The organism is Methanoculleus thermophilus, from assembly GCF_001571405.1.
Taxonomy (GTDB): domain Archaea; phylum Halobacteriota; class Methanomicrobia; order Methanomicrobiales; family Methanoculleaceae; genus Methanoculleus; species Methanoculleus thermophilus.
On record NZ_BCNX01000012.1, the window covers coordinates 16,556 to 32,449 of the forward strand.

The following is a 15,894-nucleotide window of genomic DNA, read 5'->3' on the forward strand; positions in this document are numbered from 1 at the left end:
GAGTCAGTCGTCGTTAAGGAGGATACAGATATGGGACTTGTAAAGTGTTGCCGTGAGCAGGTCGTCGCCGTCTCACTGGACACGCCGGCGCTGGAGGTGGCGAAGGTCATGGGTGAGAAGAATGTCGGAAGCGTCGTCGTCGTCACCGGTGATAACCGACCTGCAGGCATACTCACCGATCGCGATCTCGCAATCCGGGTTATGGCACAGGAAAAGAATCCGGGCGCGGTGCGGGCAGAAGAGATCATGACCGGGAACGTGATCGCGTTTCAGGATAACATGGGGATCTATGAGGCCATCCAGAAGATGACTGATGCAGGCATTCGGAGGATGCCAATCATCGACGATGCCGGAAAGTTAATCGGGATCGTCACCATGGACGACATTATCCGCATGCTTGGCGAGGAGATGGCGGCTATCGCAAAGAACATCGAGAAACAAAGCCCACCCCCACAGAAACTGAGCGCCCCCATACCACCCATGTGAAGGGGGATGCCACCTCCATTTTCGGAGGGGAGGCAATAGATCCTCCCCTAGCCGAAGGAGAAGACTATAGTCTCCCCGCTCTGGTTTATCGACCCCTCCATCGCGCGGATCATATCCTCCCAGGTCGCACCGGGAGAGAGCGCAAGATCGAGGTCGAGCGCATAGACCCGGAAGAGGTACGCCTCGGCCTCCCCGGCCCCGGGACAGGGCCCACGGTAACCGATGGTGCCGAAATCGTTCGTTCCCTGTACTGCAGGGAGCGGTGACTCCACCACCTCTCCTTTCGGGAACCCTTCGGGGATCCGCGGAACCGGGGGAAGGTTCCAGAGAAGCCACGCCACCTTTGACGGTCCATCCTGGGGGCTCGTCGTCGCAAGGAGTGCAAGTGATTTGATGTTCGGGAGGATCCCTTCGACCCTGATTGCGGGGGACCGGTTCCCTCCCTTACAGGTGTGAACCGCCGGGAACTCTTCAAAATCCAGTTTTACTACCAACTTCTGTTTCATACCTGGCTCCTTTAGCACCTACCTTCGAGAACCATGTTATAAATATGGTGCGTGCGGTCACCGGGAGTACATGGCGGCGGTCTCGCCGAACCCGAGGACGTGCCCCCTCATGGCATCGATGAGGTCGTGCTTGTTTGCGCCGGGCGCGAGGTCGAGCATATCATCAAGCCCGTAGACTTTGAAGAGGTAGCGATGCGTCTCACCCCGAGGCGGACAGGGGCCCCGCCACCCGACGCTCCCATAGTCGTTCGTCCCCTGGACGGCATTCACCGGAGTCGTCACGACGCCCTGCTTGGGGATGCCCTCCGGGATCAGTGGCGACGGCGAGAGGTTCCAGATGATCCAGGTTGTAAAAGAGCATCCGGGTTCGAAGGGGTTCAGCGCAAAGACCGCTATCGAGTGCATCTCATCCGTTAGACCGCGGATCCTCAGTTCAGGAGAGAGATCGGCGCCATCGCAGGTGTTCCAGATGGGAAACTCTGCCGAACGGAGAGAGACGACCAGTGTGGCAACTCTGGAGGTCATACGGGAGTCTTCCGCACAGGAGAATGAAATAGGTTGCGGAAGACCACAAACGCCTCAGACCCGGCGCCCGGCCGGGGGTCTGATGCCGGAGACGGTTTTGCGCTCGTAGATCGCCATCGCCTCACCGTACTCGGTCGCGGCCGTCGCGAGCGCCCCCACAAGTCGGGTACGATCAACGCCGGGAGGGAGATCGAGTTCCCGCTCCACGCCATAGACCCGGAAGATAAAGCGGTGCGGCGCACCCTTCGGCGGACAGGGACCGCCGTAACCGGTCCTCCGGAAGTCGTTCATACCCTGGACCACAGAGACCGGATGGGAGAGTCGGGGCTCCTGTGGGATGCCCTCCGGAATCTCATCGGTCGAAGGGATGTTCCAGGCAAGCCAGTGGGTGAACGTGCCCCGCGGAGCATCGATATCGTCCATGATGACCGCAAGGTAGGGGGCTTTCGACCCGAGAACCCTTATCCTTGGCGAGATGTCCTCCCCATCGCAGGTATGCTCCGGTGGAAACTCATCAAAATCGATCTTTATGGTCAGGTTCCGCATACTCGTTACCTTCTGGGCACCCAATGGGAAGATTCGTATATACCTGTTACGGCAGATGGGGGATCGGGTCTAGCAGCGGGGCGGCATTTCCTCGCTCGATCTCCCATAAGCCGCGGCAGCCTCGCCGTACTGCCGGATGACATCCCCCATTGCACGCCCTAGAGCGATCCGATCGGCTCCTGGAGGCAGGTTGAGGGGGGCATCAAGTCCGTATATCCGAAAGAGATAGCGGTGCGACTCTCCTTGAGGAGGGCAGGGGCCGGTGTAGCCGACCTTTCCGGAGTCGTTCGTCCCCTGGACTGCCGTAATCGGTTCCGAGAGGATGCTCTCCGTCGGCAGGCCCTCAGGGATCCTCTCCGCGGCCGGGATGTTCCAGATAATCCAGTGGGTGAACGCACCTCGCGAGGCGTCGGGGTCCTCCATGACGATTGCAAGATACGGCGTCTTCACACCGAGGATCGTGATCGCAGGGGACCTGTTGGCGCCGTCGCAGGTATGCTCCACCGGAAAGACACCGAAATTCAGTATCACCGTTAAAGGCTCCATCGCCATACTCCACATGCATCAGAAGAGCCCCATGTCCCGGGCCTGGATCAGCAACTCCTGCACCTCCTGGTCGGAGAGATCGTGCCACCGCCCGTACGCCTCCGCCACTGCAAAGGTGCGGCCGGTCCTGATATTTGGACAGACAACGAGGTCCGCCTTCCTGGCGATGAAATTGACGGCGTGCAGTGAGCCGGTAGGGACCGCCACGACGATCGTTTTGGGCGACTCGGTCCGGGCCGCCTCGATGGCCGCAAGCATAGTATATCCGGTTGCGAGACCGTCGTCGATCAGGATCGCGGTCCGGCCTTCGAGGTTCGGAGCCTCTCGGCCGCCGGAGAACCTCTCTACACGCTCTTCCACACTCTTTCTTGCCCTCGCAACAGCAGCATCCACTTCTGCTTCCGAAAGGCCGAGCCCGGCCATGAGAGCACGATTCAGGAAGACCCGCCCGTCCCAGGTCACCGCACCGAACCCCGCCTCCGGGTTCCAGGGGAACTGCACCTTCCGGACCACCGCCATGCGGAGTGGGGCCCCGAGCGCCCGCGCCACCTCAAGCCCCGGCGGCACCCCCCCGGCCGGGATAGCACAGACCACCGGTTCGACGATCATCTCGAGCGGCGAGAGGAACGCCGCAAGGCGCCTTCCGGCGTCAGTCCGATCTTCAAAGACTCCCAACCGGTCCCGCAGCGAATTATCCTCAATGATCCTGCCCATATCCAGCATACGCCCCAGTATTGCAATAGGATATTAACATCTTTTGGTGGCTGATTTCATCCGCCGGGAGAGCGATATCAATAACTCCACAAAGATCGATGATCACGGCAGATGGTGCGGAGAAGATCTGACCGGGAGGAGCATCCGTGACGACGAGAGATTCAGTGAGGCTGTACACCGATGGCGCATCGCGGGGCAACCCGGGAGATGCCGCCTGGGCATACGTGATTGTGAAAAACGGCTCGGTTGTTGCCGGTCGATCGGAGTATATCGGAACGGCCACGAACAACGTGGCCGAGTACCATGCTGTCATCAACGGTCTTTCCGCCGCACGGGAGTTCACCCGCGAGAGAGTCGTCGTCAGGTCGGACTCGGAGCTCATCGTCCGCCAGCTCACCGGGAAGTACCGCATCACCAAAGAGCATCTTGCAGCCCTTGCAGACGAGGTGCGGCGTCTGGTTCGCGAGTTTTCAGAGGTCAGGTTCGAGAGTGTTCCAAGGGAGCATCCCTGTATCCAGGTCGCGGACCGCCTCTGCAACGAGACGCTTGATGCCGAGCAGCAGAGGAGACAAAGGCAATGACGACGGTCGAGTGCGTCCCCATCGGTTTCGTCCGCTCACCCTATCGGGTCAGGGGCGACGCCCCACGCCAGGGGCGCCTTGTGGATACCGTCGCGGAGATCCACATTTATGACGCGTATCTCCCGGGACTAGAGGATATCGAGCGGAGCAGCCACCTCATCGTACTCTACTGGCTCGATCGGGCGGAGCGGGGACTGCTTCGTGCAACGCCGCCGGGCGAGACCCGGGAGAGAGGAGTCTTTTCGACCCGTTCACCCGCCCGGCCGAATCCGATCGGGCTCGGGATCGTTGACCTGGTCCGACGGAACGGTGGCGTCCTGGTCGTCAGGGGACTCGACGCCCTGGACGGCACCCCGGTCCTCGACATCAAGCCCTACTCCCCCGAGATCGACTGCATCCCCGGGGCGACCGGCGGGTGGCGGATCAAAAAGGAGGCAGGGTCCGGGGCGGCATAGGCAAGGCCGTGCCCCCTTATGATCAAAAGAAATCCCTGCTTTCGGACCGACCCCATACCCGAAACGGCTGCCCCGGGCAGAACAGGACTATTTGCCATCAACTATACATTTTTGTGACTTTTGCCGTTAACATATAGTAGCTTTAGATCCTTCTTGTGAAGGATACTATATCGCAGAGGATACTTCCTATGACTCAGACAAACGAACCCAATAAGGAAACCTGTGCCGGGAACTGTGCCGGCTGCCCGTCGGCAGCCGGATGCGGGGACCCGAGAAATGCGAACGCCCCAAGAGACCTCCCGCCGAAAGCCAAGATGAGTGTAAAGCATGTCGTTCTCGTCCTCTCAGGAAAAGGAGGGGTCGGAAAGAGCACGGTCTCGACGAACCTCGCCTACGCTCTTGCCAACCGCGGCTACAACACCGGTCTGATCGACCTCGATATCCACGGCCCGGATATCCCGAAGATGCTCGGGGCCGAGGACGCGCGCCTGCAATCTTTCGACGGGAAGATCATCGAACCGGTCAGGATCACCGGCAACCTCGCGGTCATCTCCATGGCGTTCCTGCTTCCTGAGCGCAACACCCCCGTGATCTGGCGCGGACCGATGAAGATGGCGGTCATCCGGCAGTTCCTCGAGGACGTCAACTGGGGCGACCTCGACTACTTGATCGTCGACCTCCCGCCCGGCACGGGTGACGAAGCGCTCACCGTCGCCCAGCTCGCCCCGAATATCGCCGGCGCGGTCATCGTCACCACCCCGCAGGACGTTGCGATCCTCGATTCGAGCAAGGCCGTAGAATTCATCAAGAAACTCGATCTCCGGGTGCTCGGGATCGTCGAGAACATGAGCGGATTCATCTGCCCCCACTGCAAGGAGGAGATCGACGTCTTCGGGAAGGGCGGCGGAGAGAGAGAGGCTAAGAAACTCGGCGTGCCCTTCCTCGGCGCCATCCCGCTCGACCCCGAGATGCGCAAAGCTGCGGACGAAGGAAGACCCTTCATCATCCGTCGGGCCAAGGACAACCCCACCTGGAAGAGTTTCGACGCCATCATGGAAGCCCTTGTGAAAGAGATCGAGGAATAAGATGGATTATCTGCGGATTCTCGCCGGACAGGAGGAACCCCTCCCCATATTCTCGAAGGTCACCGAGGCCCTTCTGAACTTCGAGGAGTTCCCCTTCCTGCTTGAACCCGTCTACCGTGAGGCCGCTGAACTTGGAGACGAAGACCTCGACCGTCTCCGATTCGGCCTCGTCCGCCTGCAGGTCTATGCCGACATCCACCGCTACGAGAATATGGAGGCAGCCCAGCAGATGAAGTACGTTGCCACCGTGCTCGAACGGATGATCTTCGGGAGACTCCTCCTTGAAGGGGATGAGGCGGGCAATAAGCAGTGCTGCTAGCCCGCCTGCCCCCAGGATTACTAATACCTTCTTTTTCTTGATGCCGACGCGGCGTCACGCAAAGACTCCAATGGAGACCCCAACAGTCATCCACCACATCACACGGCTTCGCGTGAGATTTGGCCACCCTCTATGTATTATAGACTCACGCGGAGAGCGATGAATAAAACTCCGGTGTTTGAGAACCCCTGGGTGTGAGAACGAGAAGGGGCTTTCAGAACGGGTCAAAAAAAGGGATCAGTATGTCGCCAGGTAGCGATCAAGCTCCCAGGGGTGGACCATCGTCCTGTAGGCATCCCACTCAGCGTTTGCGACGTTCGTGAGGGCCTCGACGACGTGCGGACCGAGAGCCCTGCAGATGAGGTCGTCGGCGAGCAGGGCCTGATGTGCCTCGGCGAGATCGCCCGGCAGGGTCTCGATCCCGGCGCGTCTCCGCTCTTCGGGGGTCATGTGATAGATGTTTTTATCGACGCCGGCCGGGGGTTCAATCTTCTGGCGGACACCCTCCATCCCTGCGGTGAGCATCGCCGCAAAGGCGAGGTAGGGGTTGCAGGTGGGGTCGGGGCTTCGGAACTCGACCCGGGTGCTGTTGCCTCGCGGTGCCGGGACCCGGACCAGGGTCGAACGGTTGCTTGCGCTCCAGCTGACGTAGCAGGGGGCCTCATATCCGGGGACGAGCCGCTTGTAGGAGTTGATCGTCGGGTTCGCGACCCGGGTGATGGCCCGGGCGTGTTTGAGCAGCCCGGCGATGAAGTGCATGCAGGTCTCCGAGAGCTGGAGGGGGGCGTCCGGGTCGAAGAAGGCATTCACTCCGTCTTTTGCAAGCGAGCAGTTGGTGTGCATCCCGCTCCCGCAGATGCCGTAGATCGGTTTTGCCATGAAGGAGGCGTGCAGGCCGCGCATCAGCGCCATCGTCTTGACCGCAAACTTGAACGTGATGACGTTGTCGGCGGTATGGAGAGCGTCGCTGTACTTGAAGTCGATCTCGTGCTGGCTCTCGGCGACTTCGTGGTGGGAGGCCTCGATCTCGAATCCCATCTCGGTGAGGGCGAGGATGATCTCACGTCGGACGTCCTCGGCAAGGTCGGTCGGCGCAAGGTCGAAGTAGCCGCCGACGTCCTGGAACTGTGTCGTCGGCCGCCCGTCGAGCATCTTGAAGAGGAAGAACTCGAGTTCCGGTCCGGTATTGAAGACGTAGCCATCCTTCGCCGCATCCTCCATCGCCCGTCGGAGGACGTAGCGTGGATCACCCTCGAACGGTCTCCCGTTAGCCAGGTAGACATCACAGACGAAACGCGCCTCTGCACACTCACGGGATCGCCAGGGCAGGAGCGTGTAGGTCGAGAGGTCGGGTTTGAGCACCATATCGGACTCCTCGATCCGGACGAACCCCTCGATCGAGGACCCATCAAAACCGATACCCCCGGTCAGGGCCTTCTCCGCCTGCTTCACCGGGATAGCGACGTTTTTAGGCATGCCGAGGAGGTCGGTGAACTGCAACCGAAGGAATTTGACATTATCCTTTTCAATACGCTCAAGCATCGCAGAAGTGGCATCGCGGGACATGTGGAAGGTTACTTCTATCCGATGAAATAAATATCTATTGACACAAATACTCCCTAGTAAGTTCAGAAAACAGCAACAGAGCATTAACTTATTGAGTGTTTACCATGTGCGGCATATTTGGTGTAATGGATAAGGGGCGCCAGATGATGGACGGTTCCGGCATCCGGGAAGCCCTCTCCATGATGAACGAGCGTGGTAGCGGCGAGGGGGCCGGGTACGTCGCCTACGGCATATACCCTGACTACCGGGACTGCTACGCGCTCCATATCCTCTTCGACAACGCGTGCGAGAGCAAGGCAGTTGTCGACGCAACGCTGGAGCAGTGGGGAACGATCGAGCACGACGAGGCGATCCCCACCTACGACCAGCCAAACCTCCGGGTAAACAGCACCCCCTGGCGCTACTTCTTCAAGCCAGACCCATCTCTTGCGGCGCCGGGCAGTGAATCGCCCGAGAAAGATGTCATTGCAAACCTTGTGATGCAGATCAACGCGAGTGCAAAAGGTGCCAAGATCGTCTCGTCCGGCAAGAATGTCGGCGTCTTCAAGGCCAGCGGCTGGCCGGAGGATGTGGCGAATTACTACCGGATCGAGGACTACGAGGGCTACATCTGGCTCGCGCATAACCGCTATGCGACGTCGAACCCGGAACTGTGGGACCGGCCCGACCCATTCAACCTGCACGACTGGAGTGTTGTGGAGAACGGTAAGATCACCTCCTACGGGACCAACCGGCACTACGTCGAGAGTTTCGGCTACACCTGCTCGATGTCCACCGACAGCGAAGTCATCGCATACATGCTCGACCTCCTTGTGCGGCGGCACGGACTTGACATCAACCTCGCAATCCGGGCGTTCGCCCCACCCTACTGGGAGGATATCGACCAGATGCCCGAGGCCGAGCAGAAACTGAACCGCGCTCTCCGGTTCGCCTACGGTTCCGCGACAATGAACGGACCGTTCACCGTCCTGGCCGCGAACCCCGAGATGATGGTCGGGTTCACCGATCGGGGCAAACTTCGCCCGATGGTCGTCGGCGAATGCGGTGACCGCCTCTATATCGCAAGCGAAGAGGTGGCGATCCGCGCCATGGAGCCTAAGGTGGAGTCAATCACGCGGCCGGCTGCAGGAGAGCCGGTGATCGGGAGGGTTGCCCAGTGAGCAGCAACTTCGGCAGTATGCCGCTGCGCTACCGGATCACGATCGACCGTGATCAGTGTATGGAGTGCGGGCGGTGTATTGAGAACTGTTCCTACGGAGTCTTCCGGCGCGACGGCGATCGGATCCTGATCAACTCCCGGAAGTGCACCGCCTGTCACCGGTGCCTCACCTACTGCCCCCGGGATGCCATCATGCTTGAGGAGCACCCGTGCGACTACCGGAGCCACCCCGTCTGGACCCGGACGGTCAGGGAGGCAATCTACAACCAGTCCCGGACGGGTAAGATCATCCTCGCCGGGATGGGCAGCGTCGTCGATCTCCCGATCATCTTCGACCACCTGATGCTGGACGCCTGCCAGGTCACCACGCCGCCGACCGACCCGCTCCGCGAGCCCGTCGAGCTCCGGACCTATCTCGGGAAGAAACCGGGGAAACTCGACTTCCAGAAGAAATCGAACGGCGACGTCGAACTCACCACGGAACTCACCCCGAACCTCATGGTTGAGACGCCGATCCTGCTCGGCCACATGAGTTTCGGTGCGATCAGCCTCAACGCCCACATCGCGATGGCCCGGGCGGCAAGGGAGACCGGCACCTACATGGGTACCGGCGAAGGAGGACTACACCCAGGTCTCTACCCCTACCAGGACAGGATGATCGTCCAGGTCGCATCCGGGCGGTTTGGTGTGAACATCGATTACCTTGAGCGCGGCGCCGCCATCGAACTCAAACTCGGCCAGGGTGCAAAGCCCGGCATCGGCGGGCACCTCACCGGCGAGAAGGTGAGCGCGGACGTCGCCCGGACGAGGATGATCCCGCAGGGCAGCGATGCGATCAGCCCTGCACCGCACCACGACATCTACGGTATCGAGGACCTCCCCCAGCTCGTCAACGCCGTCAAGGAGGCGACGGGACGGAAGAAGCCAATCTTCGCAAAGATCGCCGCCGTCAACAACAACGCCGAGAACGTGGCGGCCGTCGCCCGTTCCGGGGTTGACGCCATCGCGATCGACGGGTTCCGGGGCGGCACCGGAGCGGCACCGCGGGTCTTCCGTGACCACGTCGGCATCCCGATCGAGGTCGCCATCGCGACAGCAGATAAGGAACTTCGCCGGCAGGGGCTCAGGAACGAGGTCTCCCTCATCGCCTGCGGCAGCATCCGGGAGAGCACGGACGTCATGAAGGCGATCGCCCTCGGTGCAGATGCAGTCTACATCGGAACCGCAGCCCTTGTGGCGATGGGTTGCCGTGTCTGTGGAAACTGCTATCAGGGCCTCTGTCCATGGGGTATCGCGACCCAGCGCCAGGATCTCGTGGACCGCTTGAACCCTGACGTGGCATCGAAGCAGATCGCAAACCTGATCCACGCATGGACGCTTGAGATCACCGAACTGATGGGAGCAGCCGGCATCAACAGCATCGAGAGCCTGCGCGGCAACCGCGACCGGCTCCGGGGCTACATGCTCGACGAGGGACTCCTGAAGGTACTCGACGTGAAACCCGTGGGAGCGTGAGCAGAATGGCAAAACAAGTTGTTATTGATGCGAAGGGGATGCACTACACGCCCTTGAACCAGCAGATCAGAAAGGCCATTGAAGACGGTGCTGACGAGATCGTCATCAACAACGTCCTCGGACAGCGGTTCATCGGCGATGGTCTTCGCGGGAACGCTACCATCCGGGTCAACGGTGTCGCAGGCGGCGACCTTGCCATGTTCATGAGCGGGCCGACCGTCATCGTCCACGGCAACGCTGAGCACGCGCCCGGCAACACGATGGATAGCGGAAAGGTAGTTATCCACGGGAGTGCCGGAGATGCGGTGGCACACAGTATGCGGGGCGGCAAGGTCTTCGTCCGCGGAGACATAGGCTACCGCGGCGGAATCCACATGAAGCAGTACGAGGCGCAGCGCCCCGTTCTGGTCGTCGGAGGATCCGCTCAGACGTTCCTTGGCGAATATATGGCCGGTGGCCTTCTCATCGTTCTCGACCTCAATGGAAAGATGAAGGCACACGAGATCGGAAGCGGCATCCACGGCGGAGAGATCATCATTCGCGGCGACGTGGATGATGCCAATCTTGCCTCAGGGGCAAAGAAGGTCCCGCTCACCGAGGAAGACAGAAGACGGATCGCCCCGGTGCTCCGGGAGTTTGCCGCCGACTTCGGGCTCGAGCCGGAGCCACTCGTGAACGCTGACTATACCCGGATCGTCCCTGCGAGCGCACGGCCCTTTGCCGGGAAGTATACGTGGGAGTGATAGGCATGGAGATGAAGACATACAAAGATCTGGAGTCCGAGGTCTGGAAGACGGACCTCTGCTCCGGGTGCGGGGCGTGCGTGGCGGTCTGTCCGGCGGATGCCCTCCGGTTCGAACCGGGGAACACCGATGCACCGGTGAACATCGGCTACTGCAAGGCTGACAACGACAGCGTCCCCTGTGGGGCATGCTACGCGGCCTGCCCGAGAGTGGACCTTGCAGGGCAGGGCCAGATGCTCGGGCCGTACATGGATATCGTTGCGGCCCGGTCGGCCTTCCCGGTCGAGCGGAAACAGAGCGGTGGTGCCGTGACGGCAATCCTCGTGAACGCCCTCGAAGAGGGGCTGATCGATGCGGTCGTCACGGTGACGCGTGATCCCTGGACGATGAAGCCGTCCTCCGCGGTGATCACTTCTGCAGAAGAGCTCGTCCTGCATGCCGGAAGCCGCTACTCCTGGTGGGTGCCGCTTCTCGCATCCCTCAAGGAGGCAGTGGTCACCCGGAAGTACCGGCGGATCGCCGTGGTGGGCGTGCCCTGCGTGGCACGGGCGACACAGGCGATCAGAACCAGCGAGCATGACCTTCTTCGGCCCTATGCAAAGGCGATCCGGCTCGTGATCGGTCTCTTCTGCACGGAGACCTTCGACTACGCGAAACTGGTCGAAGGAAAACTGCAGTCGGAGAGGGAGATCGAGCCCTGGGAGATCAACCGCCTCGATATCAAGGGGAAACTGGACGTCTACCTGCAGGATGAGCGGCAGCTCTCCATCCCGCTTGCCGAACTGGAGGAAGCGGTCCGGCCCGGGTGCCATGTCTGCACCGACTTCACGGCCGTTGAGGCGGACGTTTCAGCCGGGGCCGTCGGGTCACCGGGCGGCTACACGACACTCATCATCCGGAACGATATCGGCCGGGGTTTCGTCGACCGCGCGGTCTGGCGGGGCAAACTCTCGACCGGCAGCAACGTCGACCTCGCCGTCATCGAGCGCCTGGCGGCGAAGAAGGCAGAGCGGCGACAGGAATAATCTCTTTTTTATTCGGGAATTTAGAAACGTAAAGACAGGATGCCGGAGAGGCTACCCTGTCCTTTGTGCGGCCTGTTCTGCTGCATACCCAATACCTGTGGCGATGATCGGGATATTCAGGTATCGCACCCCGACCTGCGCCATGTAGGTGCCGAAATCCATCCCTGCGAGGGGCAGGAGGATGAGGATATCGAGCACCCAGTTGATCAGCAGCCAGACGATACCAAGCAGGATACCTTCCCGGACAAAATGGGCGTGAATATTCCCAAAGTAGACCAGGATGAGGAAGACCCCGAGGGCTGTAGAGAAGACAAGGAGGATTGTCTTGATCAGGAAGACGTCGTAGAGCGGTATACCCTCCGGCGAATAGAAGAGGAGCGAGAGGAGGAAAGGAAGGAGCCAGGTGAGGATGCCGAAACCGATGAGTCTTCCGGTTTGTGTCACGTTCATAGAAGAAGGGTACCATTCCAATGGGATATCAGGCCATCGTAATCGCTCCGGGATGAGCCCGGCACCCTGCATAAAGACCGGGCAGATGTCTTCCCGGCCTGCATCTTCAGAGAAGCGCCGCAGAAGTCTCTGGAACGGCTCGGGTACCCTATCTCTCCCCCCGCGGAACCGCTCGCGGTCGGCATATATACCCGTCCGACATAAGGGAGAGACGTGAACCATCCCGGAGACAGCACCGCAGCCCCGCCCGGCGGAGACGGGGTCGAGCGGTACTCACCCCGGTTCGTGCTCGCCGCCATCCTGATCGCCGTCACGGCCGCCGGAGCGATGGTGCTCTTTCTCGAGGTACAGAGGCTCGGAGAGGCTCTTTTATGGCCAGACTCGTTCCCTGTTCCTCTCTTTCCTCTGGTCCTTTCGACCGCGGGCGGTCTTTTGGTCGGGCTCTGCCTGCACGTCTTCGGCGACCACGTGCTGCTGCTCCAGCAGAGTATTGTAGAGTTTCAGAAAACCGGCCGGTTCGAGCCGCGGCACCTTCCCGCCGGGCTGCTCGCCATCTACCTCTCGCTGATCTTCGGGGCGAGTCTCGGGCCCGAGGTGGCCGCCATCGATATGGGCGGGAGCATGGGCACCCTTGCCGGCGACCGGCTGCGGAGCCGGGTGCGGACGCTCTCAATCGCCGGTATCGCCGGTGCCCTTGCGGGGTTTGCGATCTACCTTCAGATCACCAAGACTGCAGGCGGTGCCCTCTATCCGCTTCCACCGCTTGGAGAATTCTTCCCGCTATACCTTGTCTACGCCGCGATCCTCGGGCTTGCCGGTGCGGCGGCGGGCGCCCTCTTCATCGGAGCATTCCGTCTCTTTCACCGCCTCATGACACCCCTTGCCGGGCAGCACCTGATCAGGGGTCTAGCCGGGGGTGTCGGGCTCGGTATTGCCGGGATGGTCTTTCCGCTCGTGCTCTTCTCGGGACAGAACGAGTTCAAGACCGTCCTTGAGACGGGAGCAGCTGCAGGTGCGGCCGTGCTGCTCCTGCTCGTCGCGGCAAAGATTCTCGCGAGCACATGGTGCATGGCGACGGTTTTCAAGGGCGGGCCGATCTTTCCGCTGATCTTTGCGGGCGGGACGCTCGGTCTCGCCGTCAGCCTCCTGATCCCTGCGATCCCGCCGGCCGTCGCCGTTCCCGCCGTCATGGCAGGAATGATCGTCTGCGTCCTCAAGGCCCCGGCCGCGGTGATCCCGATCGTGGCGCTCGTCTTCCTGCAATGGGAGGTCCTGATCATCGTCGCCATCGCGACCGTAACCGGGTATTACGCCACCAGAAAGATCGAGATGTTTCCTCACGATGGCAACGGAGGAGACACAGGGAGCGTGCCGTAAACGCAGGGCCGTTGGTAAGATGGTAACTGAGGTCTCCCCGATGAAACGGTCGATGATATCTGCAAAAAAGTAACGGATGGTCTGTGCCGCGCCCGCCTAACCTTTCTACCGGGACGGGCGCTACGGCATAGCCGCAATTGAGGAGTTTGTCGTGGTTCGGGCGAGCCCTCTCATTTCCCCGTCCTCCTCATGATTCTCGCAAGAGGCGACGACCGCGCGAGGAACCTCGAGATGAACTCAGCAAACTCCTCATCCCAGCACTCCACACCGACCTTCACCGTCCAGCCCTGCTTCATCGAGCGGCGGACGTGTTTGCCGAGGGCAACCTCAAAGAGGGTCCTGGACCGCAGAAGGTCTACGGCCCGGGTGAACGTGCGAGGAACCTCCACCACGTAGCGGCCCTCCTCGACGTAGGGTCCGGCAAAGACCTCTTCACGAACATACTTTGCGAGGAACTTCTCAGCGTTTCCCCGCGACCAGAGCGGCGGGCCGATGTGCCGGCGCATCACCGGGACGGTCTCGTTCATCAGCTCAAAGAGGAGCATGCACCGCTCTTCCCCCATGCAGACATCGATACGATTGACGGCAAACTCGCTCCGCTCCAGGAGTTCCCGGATCGATTCAGCGGACTTCCGAAGCTGAGGCACCACCGTATCGGGGGTGTAGTCCGGCGTCTTGAAGGTGAGCGTGAAGAGATGCGTCCCACGGGCGGCGAGGAGACGGGTGAAGACCTCCCGGGTGAGCGGGGGCGAATCCGGCCGGCAGAAGAACTCTATCGACGGCTCGGCAAGGTAGCCGCGTGCGAGTTCGGCAAACTCGAACATCCGCGAGAGTGAGAGCGCCGCCGCCACGTTCCGCTCCGGGTCGACCGGATCGATGACGACGAGCGGGTCCTCAAACTCCTTCGTCCCGTGCTTCTCGATATCGATCACTTCCCCCGGCCGCCAGCGGGCGGCGGCCTCGAGGAGCGGGTGGAACCCACCGTAATAGATCGTCAGCAGTTCGCAGAGGTAGCCCGAGAACCCCTCGGTCATATGATCCGATCCGTAAACCCCGCCTGCCTTCGCAAACTGCTTTAAGAGAAGGACGTCGTCGGCGTAGTCGCCTATGTGCGAGAGTATGTAGCGGGTATGAAACGGAGTCCGGTCCACGGCGCTCTTGATCTTGGTGGCGCTTTCGACGGCGTAACAGGGAACGAGATCGATATCGAGCGAGTTGATCGTTGCGTTGACGTAAGGGTGCTCCGCGTATTTCTCGCGCCAGGTCGCGCCGAACTCCTCGGCGACCCGGTGCGCGAGCGCTAGACCCTGCTCCTGGAGTTCTTCGCGGGAGAGAGAGGGGTCAAAGAGCATGAAGATGTCAAGGTCCCGATCGCCCCGGACGAATGTATCGCGGGCGACCGACCCTACCATCATCGCCTTCGCCATCCCCGACCGCTCCACCGCCTCGATCAGGCGTTTCCCCATCGTCCGGATGTAGGTCCGCTCTTCAGGCGTGGGGCGGATCTGTTTGAGCACCTCCTCCTCGCAAGGGTATCGGGTCACAGCGGAACCTCCGCGAGATCCTCGTATATCGATCCGCGGGGCGTGAGCGTGCTCTTCTTGAGTTTGATGCTCTCCACCCGGAATCTCCCAAGCGGTTCACGGGGAGTGCACGCCACCTGCGAGGAGAGGGAGGGGTGGTACTCTTTCACCCGCGCAAGGGTCACATGAGGCCGGAATGGGCGTTTTTCGCGGGGGAACCCGAGCGGTGCAAGGAGATCATCGATCTCCCGGGCGAGAGCGGCACTCTCGCCATTGTCTGTGACGTCGCACCAGACCACCCGGGGTCTCTGTGGTGGATTGCAGACCGCACACCCGACCGTCAACTCGAAGGGATCGGCCCTGACAGCCCGGAGCGCATCGATGATCGGCTCAATCATTGACGGGTCAACTTCACCCAGAAACTTGAGTGTAATATGAAGATTTGCGGGATCGACGATGGCGAGGCGACCGCCGGACTTCGCCAGAATCTCCTGCGACAGACGAGCCTTCTCGCGGATATCCCCCGCGAGATCGATTGCAACGAACGTCCTGACCATATTACCGTACTATCGTGCTTCACCATACAAAAGATGATTGTTCAGCGGAGGCGCGCCCGAAAAAACACGGCGAATCGGCGTTGAAAGAAGAGTTCGGTGGATATTTATCCCGGGGCTCCCCAGCGTGATACAGGGGACCGCCCCCATTATGAATCCATGCACAGCATCGAATAACAGATGATATATCGAGATGAAACCAAATCTTAACAACTGACT

The 15,894-nt window shown here is 60.9% G+C and carries 19 protein-coding genes; 10 read left to right on the forward strand and 9 right to left on the reverse strand.

The window, feature by feature from the left end:
- Positions 1-30 precede the first annotated feature (30 nt).
- A complete protein-coding gene (locus MCUTH_RS10135) occupies positions 31-486 on the forward strand; it encodes a CBS domain-containing protein (protein ID WP_066958748.1) in 456 nt (151 codons plus the stop codon).
- Between the two features lie 47 nt (positions 487-533).
- On the opposite strand, the gene MCUTH_RS10140 is transcribed toward MCUTH_RS10135, so the two are convergent.
- The 5 genes from MCUTH_RS10140 to MCUTH_RS10160 form a co-directional block, all read right to left on the reverse strand.
- Positions 534-992, reverse strand: coding sequence for a YbhB/YbcL family Raf kinase inhibitor-like protein (locus MCUTH_RS10140; protein ID WP_066958642.1), 459 nt, complete (start codon positions 990-992; stop codon positions 534-536).
- Positions 993-1,049: 57 nt separating this feature from the next.
- Entirely contained in the window at positions 1,050-1,517 is a 468-nt protein-coding gene (locus MCUTH_RS10145; RefSeq protein WP_066958643.1) for a YbhB/YbcL family Raf kinase inhibitor-like protein, read from the reverse strand.
- Positions 1,518-1,571: 54 nt separating this feature from the next.
- Positions 1,572-2,063, reverse strand: coding sequence for a YbhB/YbcL family Raf kinase inhibitor-like protein (locus MCUTH_RS10150; RefSeq protein WP_066958645.1), 492 nt, complete (start codon positions 2,061-2,063; stop codon positions 1,572-1,574).
- Between the two features lie 69 nt (positions 2,064-2,132).
- Complete coding sequence (locus tag MCUTH_RS10155) at positions 2,133-2,609, reverse strand: YbhB/YbcL family Raf kinase inhibitor-like protein (RefSeq protein WP_201784944.1); 477 nt, start codon at positions 2,607-2,609, stop codon at positions 2,133-2,135.
- A gap of 18 nt (positions 2,610-2,627) precedes the next feature.
- Positions 2,628-3,332 carry a phosphoribosyltransferase gene (locus MCUTH_RS10160; protein WP_066958649.1) on the reverse strand — a complete coding sequence of 235 codons (705 nt, stop codon included), beginning with the start codon at positions 3,330-3,332 and terminating at the stop codon, positions 2,628-2,630.
- A 137-nt stretch (positions 3,333-3,469) separates the two neighbouring features.
- Between MCUTH_RS10160 and MCUTH_RS10165 the strand changes: the two genes are divergently transcribed.
- The 4 genes from MCUTH_RS10165 (at position 3,470) to MCUTH_RS10180 (ending at position 5,763) form a co-directional block, all read left to right on the forward strand.
- Positions 3,470-3,904 (forward strand): ribonuclease HI family protein, encoded by a 435-nt coding sequence (locus tag MCUTH_RS10165; RefSeq protein ID WP_066958651.1) that lies wholly within the window; start codon positions 3,470-3,472, stop codon positions 3,902-3,904.
- The gene (gene tsaA, locus MCUTH_RS10170; protein WP_066958653.1) at positions 3,901-4,359 is read left to right on the forward strand and encodes a tRNA (N6-threonylcarbamoyladenosine(37)-N6)-methyltransferase TrmO; all 459 of its coding nucleotides are present in this window, start codon (positions 3,901-3,903) and stop codon (positions 4,357-4,359) included. Before MCUTH_RS10165 ends, tsaA begins: the two co-directional genes overlap by 4 nt.
- 188 nt (positions 4,360-4,547) lie before the next feature.
- On the forward strand, positions 4,548-5,444 hold the full coding sequence (locus tag MCUTH_RS10175) for an Mrp/NBP35 family ATP-binding protein (protein ID WP_066958655.1): 897 nt from the start codon (positions 4,548-4,550) through the stop codon (positions 5,442-5,444).
- 1 nt (position 5,445) lies between these two features.
- Positions 5,446-5,763, forward strand: coding sequence for a hypothetical protein (locus tag MCUTH_RS10180; RefSeq protein ID WP_066958657.1), 318 nt, complete (start codon positions 5,446-5,448; stop codon positions 5,761-5,763).
- Between the two features lie 237 nt (positions 5,764-6,000).
- Here MCUTH_RS10180 and MCUTH_RS10185 read toward each other — a convergent pair whose 3' ends face one another.
- Entirely contained in the window at positions 6,001-7,329 is a 1,329-nt protein-coding gene (locus MCUTH_RS10185; protein ID WP_066958659.1) for a glutamine synthetase family protein, read from the reverse strand.
- Positions 7,330-7,433: 104 nt separating this feature from the next.
- Here MCUTH_RS10185 and MCUTH_RS10190 point away from each other — a divergent pair, with 104 nt between their 5' ends.
- Genes MCUTH_RS10190 through MCUTH_RS10205 form a run of 4 tightly spaced genes read left to right on the forward strand, consistent with a single transcriptional unit; the run spans position 7,434 to position 11,771 of the window.
- Positions 7,434-8,489: a class II glutamine amidotransferase gene (locus MCUTH_RS10190; protein WP_066958661.1), complete on the forward strand. Its 1,056-nt coding sequence runs from the start codon at positions 7,434-7,436 to the stop codon at positions 8,487-8,489.
- A 17-nt stretch (positions 8,490-8,506) separates the two neighbouring features.
- Entirely contained in the window at positions 8,507-10,003 is a 1,497-nt protein-coding gene (locus MCUTH_RS10195; RefSeq protein WP_066958749.1) for a glutamate synthase-related protein, read from the forward strand.
- A gap of 5 nt (positions 10,004-10,008) precedes the next feature.
- Complete coding sequence (locus MCUTH_RS10200) at positions 10,009-10,746, forward strand: GltB/FmdC/FwdC-like GXGXG domain-containing protein (RefSeq protein WP_066958663.1); 738 nt, start codon at positions 10,009-10,011, stop codon at positions 10,744-10,746.
- 5 nt (positions 10,747-10,751) lie between these two features.
- On the forward strand, positions 10,752-11,771 hold the full coding sequence (locus MCUTH_RS10205; protein WP_066958665.1) for a Coenzyme F420 hydrogenase/dehydrogenase, beta subunit C-terminal domain: 1,020 nt from the start codon (positions 10,752-10,754) through the stop codon (positions 11,769-11,771).
- 51 nt (positions 11,772-11,822) lie between these two features.
- Here the strand turns inward: MCUTH_RS10205 and MCUTH_RS11895 are convergent, their stop codons facing one another.
- Complete coding sequence (locus MCUTH_RS11895) at positions 11,823-12,443, reverse strand: hypothetical protein (protein WP_201784945.1); 621 nt, start codon at positions 12,441-12,443, stop codon at positions 11,823-11,825.
- Here MCUTH_RS11895 and MCUTH_RS10215 point away from each other — a divergent pair.
- Complete coding sequence (locus tag MCUTH_RS10215; protein WP_066958668.1) at positions 12,435-13,598, forward strand: chloride channel protein; 1,164 nt, start codon at positions 12,435-12,437, stop codon at positions 13,596-13,598. The genes MCUTH_RS11895 and MCUTH_RS10215 overlap by 9 nt on opposite strands.
- Before the next feature lie 170 nt (positions 13,599-13,768).
- Here MCUTH_RS10215 and cca read toward each other — a convergent pair whose 3' ends face one another.
- Entirely contained in the window at positions 13,769-15,142 is a 1,374-nt protein-coding gene (cca, locus tag MCUTH_RS10220) for a CCA tRNA nucleotidyltransferase (protein WP_066958670.1), read from the reverse strand.
- The gene (gene thpR, locus MCUTH_RS10225) at positions 15,139-15,678 is read right to left on the reverse strand and encodes an RNA 2',3'-cyclic phosphodiesterase (protein WP_066958672.1); all 540 of its coding nucleotides are present in this window, start codon (positions 15,676-15,678) and stop codon (positions 15,139-15,141) included. The genes cca and thpR overlap by 4 nt, the downstream gene beginning before the upstream one ends.
- Positions 15,679-15,894 lie beyond the last annotated feature (216 nt).